At 65.4% G+C, this 16,377-nt stretch carries 14 protein-coding genes and 1 pseudogene; 7 read left to right on the top strand and 8 right to left on the bottom strand.

Going from position 1 to position 16,377, the window contains the following annotated elements; all coding sequences use genetic code 11:
* Window positions 1–52: 52 nt before the first annotated feature.
* The 4 genes from ABE960_RS01455 (at window position 53) to ABE960_RS01470 (ending at window position 4,515) form a co-directional block, all read left to right on the top strand.
* Window positions 53–979 (top strand): LysO family transporter, encoded by a 927-nt coding sequence (locus ABE960_RS01455; protein ID WP_349760441.1) that lies wholly within the window; start codon window positions 53–55, stop codon window positions 977–979.
* A gap of 146 nt (window positions 980–1,125) precedes the next feature.
* On the top strand, window positions 1,126–2,565 hold the full coding sequence (locus ABE960_RS01460; protein ID WP_349760442.1) for an ATP-binding protein: 1,440 nt from the start codon (window positions 1,126–1,128) through the stop codon (window positions 2,563–2,565).
* Entirely contained in the window at window positions 2,562–3,272 is a 711-nt protein-coding gene (locus ABE960_RS01465; protein ID WP_349760443.1) for a response regulator, read from the top strand. Before ABE960_RS01460 ends, ABE960_RS01465 begins: the two co-directional genes overlap by 4 nt.
* A gap of 301 nt (window positions 3,273–3,573) precedes the next feature.
* On the top strand, window positions 3,574–4,515 hold the full coding sequence (locus ABE960_RS01470; protein WP_349760444.1) for a carbon-nitrogen hydrolase family protein: 942 nt from the start codon (window positions 3,574–3,576) through the stop codon (window positions 4,513–4,515).
* A 37-nt stretch (window positions 4,516–4,552) separates the two neighbouring features.
* On the opposite strand, the gene ABE960_RS01475 is transcribed toward ABE960_RS01470, so the two are convergent.
* Both ABE960_RS01475 and ABE960_RS01480 read right to left on the bottom strand, forming a co-directional pair.
* Window positions 4,553–5,188 carry a methyltransferase domain-containing protein gene (locus tag ABE960_RS01475; RefSeq protein ID WP_349760445.1) on the bottom strand — a complete coding sequence of 212 codons (636 nt, stop codon included), beginning with the start codon at window positions 5,186–5,188 and terminating at the stop codon, window positions 4,553–4,555.
* A gap of 139 nt (window positions 5,189–5,327) precedes the next feature.
* Window positions 5,328–5,513, bottom strand: a pseudogene (locus ABE960_RS01480) (aldehyde dehydrogenase family protein); the annotation flags it as partial.
* Window positions 5,514–5,836: 323 nt separating this feature from the next.
* On the opposite strand from ABE960_RS01480, the gene ABE960_RS01485 reads away from it, so the two are divergent.
* Window positions 5,837–6,337: a hypothetical protein gene (locus ABE960_RS01485; protein WP_349760446.1), complete on the top strand. Its 501-nt coding sequence runs from the start codon at window positions 5,837–5,839 to the stop codon at window positions 6,335–6,337.
* A 110-nt stretch (window positions 6,338–6,447) separates the two neighbouring features.
* Here ABE960_RS01485 and ABE960_RS01490 read toward each other — a convergent pair whose 3' ends face one another.
* The 6 genes from ABE960_RS01490 to ABE960_RS01515 all read right to left on the bottom strand — a co-directional run bounded on the left by ABE960_RS01490 (window position 6,448) and on the right by ABE960_RS01515 (window position 14,531).
* A complete protein-coding gene (locus tag ABE960_RS01490; protein ID WP_349760447.1) occupies window positions 6,448–8,613 on the bottom strand; it encodes an ATP-binding protein in 2,166 nt (721 codons plus the stop codon).
* Window positions 8,614–8,623: 10 nt separating this feature from the next.
* A complete protein-coding gene (locus tag ABE960_RS01495; protein WP_349760448.1) occupies window positions 8,624–9,139 on the bottom strand; it encodes a putative pterin-binding protein in 516 nt (171 codons plus the stop codon).
* A gap of 135 nt (window positions 9,140–9,274) precedes the next feature.
* A complete protein-coding gene (locus tag ABE960_RS01500; protein ID WP_349760449.1) occupies window positions 9,275–10,090 on the bottom strand; it encodes a DUF2189 domain-containing protein in 816 nt (271 codons plus the stop codon).
* A gap of 301 nt (window positions 10,091–10,391) precedes the next feature.
* Window positions 10,392–10,820 (bottom strand): universal stress protein, encoded by a 429-nt coding sequence (locus ABE960_RS01505; RefSeq protein WP_349760450.1) that lies wholly within the window; start codon window positions 10,818–10,820, stop codon window positions 10,392–10,394.
* Between the two features lie 13 nt (window positions 10,821–10,833).
* Entirely contained in the window at window positions 10,834–13,428 is a 2,595-nt protein-coding gene (locus tag ABE960_RS01510; protein ID WP_349760451.1) for a TRAP transporter permease, read from the bottom strand.
* Window positions 13,429–13,553: 125 nt separating this feature from the next.
* Window positions 13,554–14,531: a TAXI family TRAP transporter solute-binding subunit gene (locus ABE960_RS01515; RefSeq protein ID WP_349760452.1), complete on the bottom strand. Its 978-nt coding sequence runs from the start codon at window positions 14,529–14,531 to the stop codon at window positions 13,554–13,556.
* A gap of 395 nt (window positions 14,532–14,926) precedes the next feature.
* Here ABE960_RS01515 and ABE960_RS01520 point away from each other — a divergent pair, with 395 nt between their 5' ends.
* The gene (locus ABE960_RS01520; RefSeq protein ID WP_349760453.1) at window positions 14,927–15,751 is read left to right on the top strand and encodes a carbon-nitrogen hydrolase family protein; all 825 of its coding nucleotides are present in this window, start codon (window positions 14,927–14,929) and stop codon (window positions 15,749–15,751) included.
* Between the two features lie 31 nt (window positions 15,752–15,782).
* On the top strand, window positions 15,783–16,310 hold the full coding sequence (locus ABE960_RS01525) for a macro domain-containing protein (RefSeq protein ID WP_349760454.1): 528 nt from the start codon (window positions 15,783–15,785) through the stop codon (window positions 16,308–16,310).
* Window positions 16,311–16,377: the final 67 nt, after the last annotated feature.

Genomic DNA, 16,377 nt, shown 5'->3' on the forward strand with positions numbered 1-16,377 from the left:
AGTGGGCGGCTTTTGGTCGCCGCCGGCGACCCTTGACGGGAAGGGAGTCTCGATGCTGACCGGCCTGCTGATCGTGCTATTGCCCCTGGTGCTGGGCTATCTGATCCCGGCACACGATGCCCGGCTGATGGCCCTGATCAACCGCGGCGTGAATGCCTCGATCTATGTGATCCTGCTGCTGATGGGGGTGAGCCTGGCCGGACTCGACAACCTGGCAGGCCAGCTCTCGCGTCTGGGCGGCCAGGCCCTGCTGCTGTTTGCGGTGATCTCGTCCTGCAACCTGGCCGCCCTGTGGTGGCTGTCACAGCGGCTCGGCCTCACCGCCGGCACCTCGAAGGTGGTGACTGGTGCGCCCACCAGCAAGCTGGCCGCCATGGTCGGTTCGCTGTCACTAGTAGCCGTGGTGGTGGCCGGCATGGTGATCGGCCTTTTGCTGGAATGGTTGACCGGCAGCGACCTGTTCGAGTCCGCCGAGGTCCTGGCGGAGTGGGTGCTCTACGCCCTGCTGGCGCTGATCGGCTGTCAGCTGCGCAACTCCGGCATGCCACTGCGCCAGATCGTGCTCAATCGCTTCGGCCTGGCCATCGCCTTGACCCTGGCCGGAAGCTCGCTGGTCGGCGGCCTGCTCGCGGCCCCGATGCTGGACCTGGCCTGGAACGAAGGGCTGGCCATGGCGGCCGGCTTCGGCTGGTACTCCCTCTCCGGCATCCTGGTCGGCGACCAGCTCGGTCCGCTGCTGGGCGGTGTTGCCTTCTTCAACGACCTGGCTCGGGAGCTCCTCGCCTTCGTGCTGATCCCGTTGGTGATCCGTCGCCATGCTGCGCTGGCCATCGGCTACGGGGGCGCCACCTCCATGGACTTCACCCTGCCGGTGATTCAGCAGCACGGCGGCGTGGACTGCGTCCCGGTGGCCGTGGTCTCGGGCTTCATTCTCTCGCTGCTTTCCCCGCCGTTGATCCTCTTCCTGCTCTCGCTTTGAGCAGTTTTCGGCCTTGCCCACACCCGCCGAGTGCGCGAGGCTGGCGACAACCTTCACATTGCCTGCACAGAAACTGACCGAAGGCTGCACGCCGGGCGGCGAGAATGCCTGACTGACTCGCTGTCCCTCGACCCTGGAGCCTGCCCATGCGCGCGCCATGCCTCCCCCGCCTGGCCGTATCGCGACTCGGCGTCAAGCTGTTCGCGATCATCCTGGTGGTCAACGTGGCCATCTCCGGACTGGTGTTCCTGGCGGTCTCGCGCAGCCTCGATCAGGGCTTCATCGAGTACCTTGACCAGACCCAGACCCGCCGCGCCGAGACACTGGCAGAGGGACTCGCCGAGGAGTGGGCGCATCGCGGCGACTGGCAGTGGCTGCGCCAGTCACCTCGCGCCTGGCATCGTCTCGTGCGCCGCCAGCTGTGGCCCGGAGACACGCTACCACCGGAGGGCATCGAGCGACGCCTCGGCGACCCCAAGGACTTCGTACTCCACGACGCCGGCGGCCTGCCGGTGATCGGCCTGCCCCCGGACGACGACCAGCAGGCGGCTGAGCTGCGCTGGCTGCCCATACTGAGCGACGGCGAGGAGGTCGGAATCCTCGGCTACCGCCCGCCCCAGCAGCTGATGGCACGCATGGACCGCATCTTCCTCTCCCGCCAGCAGCGTAACCTGGGCATCATCGTCGCGGCCCTGGGGCTGGCCTCACTGCTGCTGGCCGGCGGCCTTTCCTGGTGGCTGGGGCGGCGCACCCGCGGCATGGCCCAGGCCACCCGGCGTCTCACCGAGGGCGACTACAGCACCCGACTGGCGGAGCATGGCCGCGACGAGCTCGCCAGCCTGGCCCATGACTTCAATGTGCTGGCCGCCACCCTGGAGGCCAGCCGCGAGGCGCGCAATCGCTGGGTGTCCGATATCGCCCATGAGCTGCGCACGCCGCTGGCGGTGTTGCGCGGCGAGATCGAGGCGCTGCAGGACGGCATCCGCCCGCTGGATCAGGACAACCTGCATTCGCTGGCCCAGGAAGTCGGCCAACTGGAACGCCTGGTCGCCGACCTGCGGCTGCTCTCTCAGAGCGATGCAGGCGCACTGGAAGTCCAGTTGGCCCCGCTGGACCTGGCCGAGAGCCTCGCCTCGCGACTCGAAGAGGCCATCGGCTGGCTGGACGACAGCGGCATCCGACTGGAACAGGAGATCGACGGGCCGGCCTGGATCCGCGGCGACACCCAGCGCCTGCGTCAGCTATGGAACAACCTGATCGACAATACCTGCGCCTACACCCGGCCCCCGGGAAGGCTGCGCGTGCGCCTGGCCTGCCACGACGGCCAGGTGCGGGTGACCTGGGAAGACAGCGCCCCGGGGGTGCCCGAAGCCGACCTGTCGAGGCTTACCGAGCGGCTCTACCGGGTCGAGGGGTCTCGCAACCGTGCCAGCGGCGGCAGCGGCCTGGGACTGTCCATCGCCACGGCACTGGCTCGCGCACATGGCGCAAGGATGGAGGCCTCACCGTCGGCCTTCGGCGGGTTATGCTGGACCCTGACCTTCACCGCCATTCAGGATCACCCGCTCAGGGAGGACGCCGCATGAGCACCCCGGACACCGATCAGCCCCAGGTCCTGATCGTCGAGGATGAACCCAAGATCGCCCGCCTGGTCGCCGACTACCTGCAAGGCAGCGGCTTCACCAGCCACCATCTGGAGCATGGCGATGCCGTGCTTCCCTGGCTCGGAGCCCAAACGACGCGCCCCGAACTGATACTGCTCGACCTGATGCTCCCGGGCACCGATGGCCTGACCCTCTGTCGAGAGGTCCGTCAGCGCTGGCCGGGGATCGCCATCATCATGCTCACCGCCAGGGTCGAGGAGGTCGACCGCCTGCTCGGGCTGGAACTGGGTGCTGATGACTACATCTGCAAGCCCTTCAGCCCACGCGAGGTAGTGGCGCGGATCAAGGCCGTGCTGCGACGCAGTCGAGCGGCCAGGGACCCCGCGCTCGCCGGGGCAAGCGACCTGATCCTCGACGAGGAGGGCTGGCGCGCACTCGCCGATGGCCGGGACCTGGGGCTGACCGCGGTGGAGTTTCAGCTGCTGAAGGTGATGATGCATTCGCCTGGGCGCATCTTCACCCGCGAGCAGCTGATGGATCACATGTACCGCGATCACCGCATCGTCTCCGAGCGAACCGTGGACAGCCACGTCAAGAAGCTGCGCCGCAAGATTGCCGAGACCTGGCCGGAACGCGAGGTGATCCGCTCGGTCTACGGAGTCGGCTACAAGTATCAGCCGGAGGAGTGAGTCCCAGCGGATGCACGGCCTTTGCAACCTCGCTGCATGCCGCTTGCACCCCGAGCGATGAGACTGGCAACGTCAACCCCGGCCCGCCTGGGCCCCCAAGGAGTCATGCCATCAGCCATCTATCCCGTCTCGCCCGGCCTGGACCTGCCCCGGGTGCGGCGAGCGCCTCGAGGTTTTCGTACTACGAGGCGTTGTCGTCCCCGATCACGGCGCTCTGCGCCCCTCGCCGCTATAGTGAAGATCAGGACAGTGCCCGTGACAGGCGCCCTTCGGCGCCCGCACCGCGCACGAGGACCCCGCCATGGCCACAAACGTCGCGGTGATTCAGAAGCCCCCCGTGTTGCTCGAGCGAGACGAGACACTGGACAGGATGCTGGCCTCCATCGACGAGGCGGTCGGCGTCGGGGCTAGCCTGCTGGTGTTCCCGGAGGCCCATCTCCCCGGCTATCCGACCTGGATCTGGCGACTCGCACCGGGCGGCGACATGTCGCTTGCAAGCGAACTGCATGCCCGGCTGCGCGAAAATGCCGTCGACCTTGACGGAGACACCCTCCAGCCCCTGCGGGACGCCGCCGCACGGCATGGGGTGACTCTGGTGACGGGCCTCACCGAGATCGACCGCCGCTACAGCGGCACCACCCTATACAACAGCGTGGTGGTGATCGGCCCGGATGGCCGCCTGCTGAACCGCCACCGCAAGCTGATGCCGACCAATCCCGAGCGCATGGTCTGGGGCATGGGCGACGCCAGCGGACTCAGGGTCGTCGAGACCCCCGTCGGGCGACTCGGCAGCCTGATCTGCTGGGAAAGCTACATGCCGCTGGCCCGCTACGCCCTCTATGCCCAGGACCTGGAGATCTTCATCAACCCGACCTGGGACTCAAGCGATGCCTGTCTCGCCACGCTGCGCCACATTGCCAGGGAAGCGGGCTGCTGGGTGATCGGCACGGCCACCGCCATCCAGGGCAGCGACATCCCTGCGTCCTTCCCGGAACGCGACAGGCTATTCACCCCGGAGGAGTGGATCAATGTGGGCAATGCCGTCGTCATCGCACCGTCGGGCGAGGTGGTGGCGGGGCCGCTCAACCGCGAGAAGGGCATCCTCTATGCTGAGATAGAGGTCGAAAACGCACGCCGGGCCCGCCGCTCACTGGATGTCTGCGGCCACTATGCCCGGCCCGATATCTTCTCGCTGTCGGTGAGCCGCTCGCCCCTGCCACCTGTGGTGTTCTCGGACGACTGACGCCTCACCGGTGCTTCATGGAACTGGAACGACCGGATCAGCTCGACCCCGGCGCGAGGTGCCGCGTGAACACCGCCACCTGGGTCGGCTGGCCGAGGTGAGCATCCATCTCGCCGACCCCGGAGAAGCGCACCCGATAGCCGTTGCGCCGGGCCACGCCCAGTGTCCAGTCACGAAAGCGCGCCCGGCCCCACTCGAACTTGTGGTCAGGATCGCGGAACTCGCCCAGCGCCATGTCATAAAGCGGGTTGTATTCGTGGTTGGGTGTGGTCATCACCAGCAGATGCGGCCGCAGCCCGGCGAAGACCGCACGCTCGACCCGAGAGAGCTCCTCTGGTGGGACATGCTCGATGGTCTCCACCATGGCCGCAGCCTCGAAGCCCACCAACGCCGGGTGGGCTTCGGCATAGGACCCGCAGACCAGCTCGAGGCGCCCTGCATGGGCCGCCGGCAGGTTCTCCAGTCTCAGCTTGGCCTGGGCGAGCAGCTCGCCGGAGAGCTCCAGGCCCACCACCCGTTCGAACTGCCTATCCCGCAGCAGGTACTGCAGCAACCCCCCGGAGCCACAGCCAAGGTCGAGCACCCGCCGTGCACCGCTACTCCTGATCAGAGACGCCGCACGCTGCAGTCGCGCCTGGTGGAGGTCGGGGGCTTCTAGGTCGATGATCGTCATGGCGTCTCCGCGGGGACCGGGCGACAGATGATGACGCAAAGAGTGCAGGGCGTGTAGCACCGAACGAAAAAAGGCGCGACTGGCGTCGCGCCCAACTTGCCTGCTCGGTGCTCGCAGAGGCGTCTTTCGGCCGACTCGGTCAGAAGACGCCCAACGGGTTGATGTCATAGTTCACTAGCAGGTTCTTGGTCTGCTGGTAGTGCTCGAGGGCCACCTTGTGGGTCTCGCGCCCGACCCCGGGCTTCCTGTAGCCGCCGAAGGCGGCATGGGCCGGGTACTGGTGGTAGCAGTTGGTCCAGACACGCCCGGCCTGGATGCCGCGGCCCGTGGATCACGCCGGTGACTCGCGGCCGTGCGAAGCGGCACACGCGTGTCGGCCGAGCCGGAAACGCCGGGCGTGGCGGTGGAAAGATCGAGCATGTCGGCCTGCCTGTCTCGTTTAACGGCGGTGTATTCGCCGGTACATGGGGCGACAACGCCGATCCATGGCGAAGAGGAGATACCTCCTCATTGGCATCATGCCGTCTGATACTTTGTGCTGATCCGGGAACGAAATTGACTGACGTCAAGGGTGGTCATGAACGGAAGCGGCTACCCTGTCCAGACGGTGCCCGGAAGAGGCCCGGATGACAAGAAGAGGAGATGCCCATGCCTGCCAGCCTCCCCGGAGGGGACACCCGCAAAAGAGCTGCAGATGAACCACTGTCCATCGCTCACGACCACGAGTCCCGAGAGATGGAGCGGTACCGCGGCCTTGCCCTTAGCTTCCTTCCCACTCGCCCTCATGTCAGCCGCCTGATGGCCGCGCTGGGCATCGAGTGTGAGCAACGCCTCGTCGCTCTGGAGGCGCTCGCCGACGAGCTGCAGCTGCGTCACTGCCTGCCGGCTGCTCCCTACCACCGCCGAGGGCCAGGGAAAGAGAACCGGCTCCATCTCTTCATCACCGACGACGCCATGGCTTGCCAGACCCTGGGCTACGCCCTGGCCTTCGCCCAGCACTCGCGACAGTTCAGCGAACTGATGGCTCGGTATCACCACCTCTCGACGCTGGACGCCCTGCTGGTTCATTTCATCGCCAGCAAACGCGGCGAATGCCTTCTCCTCGAGGAGATCCGGGACGAGGCCCACCGCGCCGCCGCCCTGACCTGACTCCTCGCCCTGACCCGCCCAGGCACGATCAAGATCAAGGCAGCGCGACCGGCTGGCGCACCAGCGCCAGACGGCCCTTCTGGGAGGCGTCGAAGTCCCTGAACGGCGCATCATCGGTCACTCGGTGACCAAGCCTGCAGAGCCACCAGAGTCAGTGCCAGGCAGCGATGCAGGGCACTCAGGGTGACAGCGATCTCGTCCAGGCGGACCTCTTTCCCCACTTGCTCCAGGCGGCTGGCAAGCCCCGCCACCTGCGTCGCGCCCAGGCTGGCGGACTCCCCCTTGAGGCGATGGGCGAGGGACTCGACACGGCGAGGCAGCCCATCGGCCGCAGCCTTCTCGAGGTCAGCCAGGTGCTCCGTCGACTGATGCCGGTAGACGGTGATCAGATCCGTCAGTCCCTGCTGGCCTATGCTCTCCCGTAGGGCCGACAGGGTAGTCGAATCGAGCGACAGGTCGGCCGATGGAGCAAGCCCCGCAGGGCGCAGATGCCGACACAGCAGCGCCACCAGGGAATCCTGGAAGAGCGGCTTGGTCAGATAGCCGTTCATGCCGGCGGCCAGACAACGCGCCTGGTCACCGCTCGGTCCTCCGGCAGTCATGGCCACTATCGGTACCCGGGCGGACCAGTCACCGCGAGCCCGCAGGCGTCGTGTGGCCTCAAGCCCGTCCATACCGGGCATCTGTACATCCATGAAGATCAGGTCGAAGCGCTCACGCGAGGCCTGGGAAAGCGCCTCGCCTGCTGTCTCGGCCACGCTTACCCGGCAACCCAGCCGTTCGAGCATGGCACGGGCTACCTGCTGGTTGACGGGGTCATCCTCGACCACCAGCAATCGGACGTCGGTCAGATGCCCCTCCTGGGCAGCCACCGTCGTGCCCTCCACCGCCTCGATGGAGGAAGCCGATGCCAGCGTCAGCACGAACCAGAATCGGCTTCCCAGGCCCACCTCGCTCTCGAAAGCGAGTCGCCCTCCCTGCGCCTCGATCAGTTGCTTGCAGATGGCGAGCCCCAGCCCGGTGCCGCCGTAGCGTCGTGCGGTGGAAGGATCACCCTGTTGGAAGGGCTCGAACAGCTGGGCCTGGCGCTCGGGGGCGATACCTACCCCCGAGTCGATCACCTCGAACATTACCTGCCCTGCGCCGTGGGCGTGCACAGCCAGCCTGATCTCGCCATGCTCGGTGAACTTGATGGCATTGGAGAGCAGGTTGAGCAGGACCTGGCGTAGGCGGCCGGCATCTCCCCGGAGATGCACCGGCAGCAGGGGATCCAGCTCGCACTCCAGGCGGAGGCCCCGGGCCTGTGCCCGCGGCGCGAGCAGCGAGACCGCGCCGTCGACCAGTTCGGCCAGCTCGAAAGGTTGGTCCTCGAACTCGAGCCGCTGTGCCTCGATCTTGGAAAAATCCAGGATGTCGTTGATCAGGTCGAGCAGCCGCTGGGCGCTGTAATGGATGGTATCGGCATAGTGGCGTGCCTCCTCGGGCAGCGGCTGATCTTGCAGCAGGTCACTCATGCCGATCACACCATTTAGCGGTGTTCGGATTTCATGGCTGACGGTCGCGAGAAATTCCGACTTGGCGCGGCTCGAGGATTCGGCCCGGCGTGCGGTGACCTGCAGCTCACGACTCAACGTTTCCAGTTCCCGTCGAGCGGCGGCGTTGTCGCCGGACTCGCGGAAGAGAAAGACCACCACCAGCGACGCTGCCAGGCTCATGGCAAGGATCAGCAGCAGCAATAGCCCATAGAGGGTCTGCAGCTCTTTCCGCTCACGGGTGGCAGCCTCCGCCAGATGGCCATTAATGGAGACGATCAGCCGCTCGGTGACTCCCCCCAGGACCCCCAACCGCGCGATCAGATCCGTCCGAGCCTCGGCATCGAGCCGCTGGAGGCCATGGATCCGCGCATCCAGAATATCGAGGTGCCGCTCGACCTCCGCCACCAGCTCATCGGCGACGTCGATGTTCTCCAGCAACTGAGTGATGTCGCCATCCTGAAGCAGATTGACCCGGCTGTAGAGCAGCTCGAAGCGCATGCGCAGGTCTGGCAGGGGCTCGGCGCCCAGGTCGGGACGAGCCAGGAAGCTTCGCAGTTCCACCGTGTCCCGATCGAGCTTGTAGGCGTGCCAGGCGGCATCCCCGCCCACACTCTCGGCCAGCCTTTCCTGACGCCAAGCGACCAGGCCCGCCACTACCAGAGCCGCTGCGAAGAACACCAGCGCGGCGATGGCGCCCAGCTTGAGACTGAGGGGGTAGTCCAGCAGGCCATGTCTGCGCATCCAGGGCATCTCAGGGTACGATGATTCGCTCGACATGCCATACCGAGCGGAAGCGCACGGCCTCGTTGAGCAGCTCGGGATGGGCATCGAAGGGGTAAAGGACGAACAGCGGCCCGAACTCACGGATACCGAGGGGCTCGGCGTTGCGCGTCATGGCCAGGATCACGTCGTAGGAATGCAAATCTGCCACCGGGACTTCCGCCTCGAAGTCGTCGAGGGCCCTGATGTGAACGTGATCGCCGTCGACACCGACGATTTCGAGCAGCCCCCGGATCAGGGGTCCCTCGAAACGTCCATTGCCGCGATGCCAGGGCGTATGGGTCTCGATGACCCGAGACGGCAGGGCTTCGAGCATCGCGCGATCGAAACGCGCCTCGCCCCCCACGTTGGTGGATGCGATGGCACCGCTGACGGTCAGTAGCACCCTCCCCGAGGGCTCCGGCAGCGTCGCTCCCTGGGCGTTGGATAGCGACACCAGCAGCCACAGCAGCGCTGCAAGAAGACGCGGGGTGAATCCGGTCAGCATCGGCAGGATTCCTGATAACGGGGAAGCAGACCACAGACTAAGCGACTCGGCGCCCGAAGTCAGGAGACGGGCGGACCACAAGCATAGAGGGCGCCGAGCGCCCTCTGATTGCCGGTGACTGCCCATGGCATTATCTCAACTTGGCAGTTCCTCGACCGGCTCGATACGGACCAGATCCTCGTAGGCATGCCAGCTGGCATGGCCAAGCACCGGCAGGATCAGGGCCAGGCCGATATAGAAGGTCATCACCCCGACCAGCACGCACCCGGTGAGGATGGCCGCCCACAGCAGCATCGGACGGAAGTTGTTTGCCACCGAACGGATACTGGCCTCGATGCCCTCCATGAAGGTGAGGTCCTGATCCATCAAGGTGGGAATAGCCACCACGCTGATGGTGAAGGCGCCGAAGGCCAGGATGGCACCGACCACCCCTCCGACCGCCAGCATCATCAGGCCCTCCGCCGTGGTCAGCAGCGACGTGTAGAGCATCTCGGGACTGGGAACCTCGAAACCGAAGAACAGCGCAAACAGCAGCGTGGCCAGACGTATCCAGGCGAGGAAGAAGATCATCATCATCACGCCCATCATCGCCAGCTGTCCTGCATGCCCCTTCCAGCCGCCGAAGGCGTCCCCCAGATTGGGAGCGCGACCCGCCTCGAGCGCCTGACTGATGCCGTAGGAACCCACCGCCACCAGCGGACCCATGAACATGAAACCGGCAAGCAGCGGCAGCAGCCAGTGCCAGAGCCCCAGCGTGAAGGCACCCGCAGTAATGGCAATGCTCAGCCCCACCCAGAACATGCCATAGGCCAGGCTGACCGACATGGCCTGACGAAAATCCTCGAACCCTGCCGCCAGCCAGACTCGTGGCTTGTCCATACCCACTGGCCGGATGATGATCCTGACATTGGGCGCAGCAGTCTTGCCATGCTCTCTTGATGCCGCATTCATTGTTACACCCCTGGTTGCCGCCTTTGATGTCCCAGAACTGCCGGGTCGTTTCAGGGCAGCATACAGACTCCTTGCCTGGATGCCGCCATCATCTCTTAACTTCTGATCAATGTAGACGAGGGCCGACGTTCCCGCAGTTGGCGTTGTCCGCCGGCACTCAACGCAGAATATCCTGACGGCAAGGGTTTATGCCAGCGTCTTGCCCAGTGACACCAGCAGCAAGGCACTAGGCCTAGCCTGCACACGCGAACGCCTCCCTGACGGGGAGGCGTTCTCGATGCTACAGAAGGCATGGGGCCACTCAGCGCACGACCATCACCGACATCTTCGCGTGATGGACGACGTGCTCGGCATTGGGTCCGAGCACGTAGTCGGCGAACTTGCGCTTGTTGTGGGAGGCCATGACGATCAGGTCCACCTCAAGCTGCTTCGCCGCCTTGATGATCGCCTCCCACGGCGAGCCGTCGACGATCACGCTCTGGACGGTGACATCTTCCGGCACGTGCTCACGGATGAACTGGTGCTGGGCCTGGGAGACCGCCTCATGCGCCTTCTCGGCGAAGTCCTTGGGAAAGTAGGACCCCACCAGGGGCATGTGGTAGTCGGGCAGGACCGTCACCACATGGAGCGAGGCACCGAAGCTATGACACAGTGCCAGGGCCGTGGGCAGGGCCTTCTCCCAGGATGCCTCTTCGTTGAGATCCACCGGCAACAAGATCTTGGTGTACATGGTTGCGCCTCCTTCAGGCTTGGGCCAGCACGGCTTCACGATCACGCCGTCGCCGTTGCAGCATCAGGACCAGACCGAATACCAGGAAGGCGGGGATCCATATCCACTCCTTGGTCCAGCGGTCCACCGGGGCCAGCACCTGGATGATCTCCTGGTCGAAGTCGAAGCCCATGTCGGCGGCCTGACTGCCATAGGCCACCATGTCGACCACGGCCTTCTCGTCTTGGATGACCAGTTCCAGCCCAAGGTTCTCCAGGCGCTCCTGACCGTCGGCCCCTTCCGGGACCTGAAGCGTCATGTAGGTGGTCATGGGGTCGCCATAGGCGTCCAGGCCACTCACCTGAAGCCGCAGGGTCGCCTCATCGCTGACGCTGCCCAGCGCCTCGACGAACTGGGCCGGCGGGATCTCGCGATAGGGGTCGTGGATCATGTCCATCCAGAACCCCGGCCGGAACAGCGAGAAGGCCACCAGCAGCAGCAGCAGCGACTCGTACCAGCGACTGCGGGTCACCATAAAGCCCTGGGTCGCCGCCGCGAAGATCAGCATGGCCACCGTGGCGATCACGAAGATCAGGATTCCCTGCAGCCAGGACACGTCGATCAGCAACAGGTCCGTGTTGAAGATAAACAGGAACGGCAGCGCCGCGGTTCGCAGACTGTAGTAGAAGGCCTGGAAGCCGGTTCGCATGGGGTCACCGCCCGACACCGCCGCCGCGGCGAAGGAGGCCAGGCCCACTGGCGGTGTCACGTCGGCCATGATGCCGAAGTAGAACACGAACAGGTGCACCGCAATCAACGGTACCAGCAGTCCATTCTGCTCACCCAGCGTCACGATGACCGGCGCCAGCAGCGCCGAGACCACGATGTAGTTGGCGGTGGTTGGCAGGCCCATGCCGAGGATCAGGCTGAGCACCGCGGTGAGCAGCAGGATCAGCATGAGGTTGCCCATGGAGAGGATCTCGACCACGTCGGCCAGCACCAGCCCCACCCCCGTCTGTGAGACCGCGCCGACGATGATGCCGGCGGTGGCGGTGGCGATGCCGATGCCGATCATGTTGCGCGCACCGGTCACCAGACCGCTCCACAGGTCCAGCACCCCTTCCCGGAGATCCGCCGCCATGTCGCCACGGCCGCGGAAGATCGAGGTGATCGGACGCTGGGTCAGCATGATGAAGACCATCAGTACCGTCGCCCAGAAGGCCGACAGCCCGGGCGAGAGGCGCTCCACCATCAGGCACCAGATAAGCACGACGACCGGCAGGATGAACTGCAGGCCGACCATCACCGTCGGGCGCGTCTGGGGCAAGCTATAGACCGGCTCGTTGGGGTCGTCGAGCTCGAGCTCGGGGTAGCCGGCGGCCACCTTCAGCAGGCCCACATAGACCGCCGACAGCACTACGGCGACCAGCCAGGGGGTGGCATCGCCAAGCAACGGCTTGATCCACCCCAGTCCGTAATAGACCACCATGGCCGTGATCATCATCAGCAGGAGGCCGCCGAGGAAACCGATCACCTTGCGCACCAGGGGCTTGGGCGGATTGCTGCTCTCCAGCCCCTGCATGTTCGCCTTCATGGCCTCGAGGTGGACGATGTAGATCAGGGCGATATAGGAGATCAGCGCCGGCAGGAAGGCGTGCTTGATGACATCCACGTAGGAGATGCCGACGTATTCGACCATCAGGAAGGCCGCGGCCCCCATCACCGGAGGCATGATCTGGCCATTGACCGAGGAGGCCACCTCAACGGCACCGGCCTTCTCGGCGGAGAAGCCGACGCGCTTCATCATCGGCACGGTAAAGGTGCCCGTGGTCACCACGTTGGCGATCGAGGAGCCCGAGATCAGACCGGTCATGCCGGACGCTACCACGGCGGCCTTGGCCGGCCCTCCCTTGTAGTGGCCCAGCAGGGAGAAGGCGACCTTGATGAAGTAGTTGCCCGCGCCCGCCTTGTCGAGCAGGGCACCGAACAGCACGAAGAGGAAGACGAAGCTGGTCGAGACCCCCAGCGCGATACCGAAGACGCCCTGGGTCGTCAGCCACTGGTGGTTGACCAGGCCATACAGGCTCACGCCGCCATGGGCCAGGATGCCGGGCATCCAGGGGCCGGCCAGGCTGTAGAAGAGGAAGACGCTGGCCACGATCATCAGCGGCGGCCCGAGGGCACGCCGGGTGGCCTCGAGCAGCAGCACGATACCGATCACGCCGATGATCACGTCCTGCAGGATGGGAGCGCCGGGGCGCTGAGCCAACTGCTCGTAGAACATGAACATGTAGGCGCCACAGAAGGCCGCGGCCGCGGCCAGCACCCAGTCCTGAATGGGAATGCGGTCACGCGGGGAGCGCTGCAGCGCCGGATACGCCATGTAGGCCAGGAAGAGCGCGAAGGCCAGGTGAATCGATCGGGCCTCGGTGGCATTGAAGACCCCGAAGCCCAGAATGAATGGGATCGGCGAGGCTATCCACAGCTGGAAGAGGGACCACACTGCGGCGATGCTGACCAGCAGCTTGCCCGGCATTCCGGCCGGCTTGCGAGCTCCCGAGTCGGTGGAGGCGACCAGATCCTCCAGATCGACCTCATCTCCGGGAGCCCTCATCTTGTCCTCGGTCATAAGTGTGCCCTGTTCAAATTTGTCGATTGACACGGGGGACCAGGCGTCAGAACCAGAGTGCGCGGCCCCCTCTCAGGATGACCGCGCACTCAACACCTGGATAAGGTGATCTCAAACCACGGAGATCACTCGATCCAGCCCTGCTCACGGTAGTAGCGTGCGGCACCGTCATGCAGCGGCGCCGAGAGGCCGGAGCTGACCATTTCCTGCGGGTCGAGGTTCTCGAAGGCCGGGTGCAGGCGCTTGAAACGATCGAAGTTGTCGAAGATCGCCTTGACGGTCTGGTAGACCACTTCCTCGTCGGTGCCGGTGTCGGTCACGAAGGTGGCCGCCACACCGAAGGTGGGCACGTCATCCGGGTTGCCCTTGTAGATGCCGCCGGGGACGAGCACCTTGGAGTAGTAGGGGTGCTCAGCGACGATCTCGTCGATGACAGGACCCTCCAGCGGAACGAGGCGGGCATCGACGGTGGTGGTGGCTTCCTGCAGGGAACCGTTGGGGTGGCCGACCACATAGACCATGGCGTCGATGTTGTTGTCGGACAGGGCCGCGGCCTGCTCAGCGGCACCTAGCTGGGAGGCCAGGGAGAAGGTGTCCATGGTCCAGCCCTTGGCCTCCATGACCACTTCCATGGTGTTGCGCTGGCCGGAGCCCGGGTTGCCGATGTTGACGCGCTTGCCTTCCAGGTCGTCGAGGCCGTTGATGCCGGCATCGGCACGGGCCAGCATGGTCAGCGGCTCGCCGTGGACACGGAAGACGGCCCGCAGGTCCCCGTAGGCGTCACCATCGAAGTTGCCGGTACCGTTGTAGGCCTGGTACTGAACGTCGGACTGCACCACGCCCATGTCCAGCTCGCCGGACTTGATGCCGTTGATGTTGGCCACCGACCCTCCGGTGGAGGGTGCATTGCACTTGATGTTGGCGTCTTCCAGACGGTTCACCAGGCGACAGACGGACTGCCCGACCACGTAGTAGACGCCGGTCTGGCCACCGGTACCGATGGTAATGTACTTCTCTTCCTGGGCCATGGCCGGCGATGAAAACATCGCGGCGCCAAGGAGTACCCCGGAAAAGGCAGCGGCAGAGAAAGCATGGCGTTTCATGAACACACCTCTTGTATTGTGCAGCAAGTTCTAATGTGGCGACCCCGAACCGGAACCGCCTGCGGCTCTTAATTTCGCCTCACCCCTAGCCTAACGAAAAAAGTTCGCTTGCGTTAGACCATTTTCCTTGGGGGAAGTCTAGTCGCAGTCTACGTATCTGAAGCGTTAATTTTCAGAGGTACTGTCCACGCAAGATCCACCTCGGGGGAAAGGCCCGCCTGCGACCATGACTCGGCTGTCAAATCGGCGGACCAGCATTGCCACCAGGCGCTGCAGGCGCCGGGGGAAGACCATCTGGGTCTCCGGGCAGTGAGCCAGATACGGGAATAGACTATGCAGTGACATGCCTGCGTCGCGAGCGTCGCGGGCGCCCGAGTGATGCCACAGGAGACACCATGCAGATACTCGCCGGCCAGATCGAGATTCCCGTCACCCGAAGTCGCGATGACCAGCTCGCCCATCTGCAACAGCTGGCGGCCCGCATGCGGGCCGCCTGTGACGATGAGGTGCCCGACCTCATCGTGCTGCCGGAACTGGCCGCCCAGGAGTATGGCGACGAGGCCTTCGCGTGCCTGGAGGCACTGGACGACGACCTTACCGGCCCGGTGTGCGAGACCTTCGCGGACATGGCCAGGGAACTCGGCTGCCCGATCGCCTTCGGCATGGCCCGCCGAGCGGGCGATCGTCGCCATATCAGCCAGGTCCTTGTGGGCGCCGATGGCCGCCTGACGGGGATCTACGACAAGCTACACTGCGCCCAGTTCGGTGCCTCGGGCGAAGCCGCCCACTTCTCGCCCGGCGAACACCTGCTGGTCACCGAGATCGCCGGCTGGCGGATCGGGGTGGTCATCTGCTATGACCTGCGCTTCCCGGAGCTGGCTCGGCGGCTCGCCACCGAGGGTGCCGAACTCATCCTGCATCCCGTCGCCTTCACCCGCGACTTCAGCTTCGCCAGCTGGCACGCCTTCGTCACCACACGGGCCATGGAGAATCAGCTCTACTGGCTGAGCCTTAATCGCGCCGGTCTAGACTGGGGGCACTCGCTGCTCTGCCCTCCCCTGATGGACGATCACCACCCTTCCCTGGCCTTCGGCAGCCAAGAGGAGTGGCACTGGCTGACCCTTGAGAAGCAGACGCTGGTGGAGGCACGCAACCGGCTGCCACTGGCCCGGGATCGTCGGGGGGACCTTGATGTCTTGCCGCTCTGGGCGCCAGACTGACGGTCGGGCCAAGAACAGCAGGAGTCGCGCCATGACCGATCGCATCGAATGCCTCCAGGGCGATATCGCTCGCCAGCCCGACATCGACACCGTGGTCAATGCCGCCAATTCGCAGCTGCAAAGCGGCGGCGGCGTGGCGGGAGCCCTGCATCGTGCCGCCGGTCCGGGGCTCGCCGAGGAGTGTCGAGCGCAGGCGCCGATCCGGCCAGGCGAGGCGGTGATCACCGGGGCGCATGATCTTCCCAACCGCCACGTGATCCACTGCCTGGGGCCGGTCTACGGTGCCAACGAGCCCGCCGACGAGCTGCTCGCTGCCTGCTACCGCAACGCCCTCGAACTCGCCGAGCGCCACGGGATCCGATCGATCGCCTTCCCGGCACTCTCCACCGGGGCCTTCGGCTATCCCCCTGCCGAGGCCGCGCGCATCGCGCTGTCGACGGTGCTCACCACCCTGCCCCGGTGCCCGGGCATCGAGCTCGTCCGCTTCGTGCTCTTCGATGCCACCAGCCGAGACCTTCATCAACGCACCCTGGCCACCCTGGTAGGCGGCAGAGCGTGAGTGAACGAATGAGCGAGCCGGGGGCCATTCTCCGCAGCGCACAGGACGAGAGCTGCCGGAGACGGCC

The organism is Halomonas aquatica (assembly GCF_040196335.1).
Classification (GTDB): Bacteria; Pseudomonadota; Gammaproteobacteria; order Pseudomonadales; family Halomonadaceae; genus Halomonas; species Halomonas aquatica.

What these genes read in the sequence shown, in the direction of transcription:
- ABE960_RS01465 (WP_349760443.1), top strand. Translation starts at nt 2,562, where the DNA reads ATGAGCACCCCGGACACCGATCAGCCCCAGGTCCTGATCGTCGAGGAT.
- ABE960_RS01485 (WP_349760446.1), top strand. Translation starts at nt 5,837, where the DNA reads ATGCCTGCCAGCCTCCCCGGAGGGGACACCCGCAAAAGAGCTGCAGAT.
- ABE960_RS01455 (WP_349760441.1), top strand. Translation starts at nt 53, where the DNA reads ATGCTGACCGGCCTGCTGATCGTGCTATTGCCCCTGGTGCTGGGCTAT.
- ABE960_RS01525 (WP_349760454.1), top strand. Translation starts at nt 15,783, where the DNA reads ATGACCGATCGCATCGAATGCCTCCAGGGCGATATCGCTCGCCAGCCC.
- ABE960_RS01460 (WP_349760442.1), top strand. Translation starts at nt 1,126, where the DNA reads ATGCGCGCGCCATGCCTCCCCCGCCTGGCCGTATCGCGACTCGGCGTC.
- ABE960_RS01470 (WP_349760444.1), top strand. Translation starts at nt 3,574, where the DNA reads ATGGCCACAAACGTCGCGGTGATTCAGAAGCCCCCCGTGTTGCTCGAG.
- ABE960_RS01490 (WP_349760447.1), bottom strand. Translation starts at nt 8,613, where the DNA reads ATGCGCAGACATGGCCTGCTGGACTACCCCCTCAGTCTCAAGCTGGGC.
- ABE960_RS01510 (WP_349760451.1), bottom strand. Translation starts at nt 13,428, where the DNA reads ATGACCGAGGACAAGATGAGGGCTCCCGGAGATGAGGTCGATCTGGAG.
- ABE960_RS01475 (WP_349760445.1), bottom strand. Translation starts at nt 5,188, where the DNA reads ATGACGATCATCGACCTAGAAGCCCCCGACCTCCACCAGGCGCGACTG.
- ABE960_RS01500 (WP_349760449.1), bottom strand. Translation starts at nt 10,090, where the DNA reads ATGAATGCGGCATCAAGAGAGCATGGCAAGACTGCTGCGCCCAATGTC.
- ABE960_RS01505 (WP_349760450.1), bottom strand. Translation starts at nt 10,820, where the DNA reads ATGTACACCAAGATCTTGTTGCCGGTGGATCTCAACGAAGAGGCATCC.
- ABE960_RS01520 (WP_349760453.1), top strand. Translation starts at nt 14,927, where the DNA reads ATGCAGATACTCGCCGGCCAGATCGAGATTCCCGTCACCCGAAGTCGC.
- ABE960_RS01515 (WP_349760452.1), bottom strand. Translation starts at nt 14,531, where the DNA reads ATGAAACGCCATGCTTTCTCTGCCGCTGCCTTTTCCGGGGTACTCCTT.
- ABE960_RS01495 (WP_349760448.1), bottom strand. Translation starts at nt 9,139, where the DNA reads ATGCTGACCGGATTCACCCCGCGTCTTCTTGCAGCGCTGCTGTGGCTG.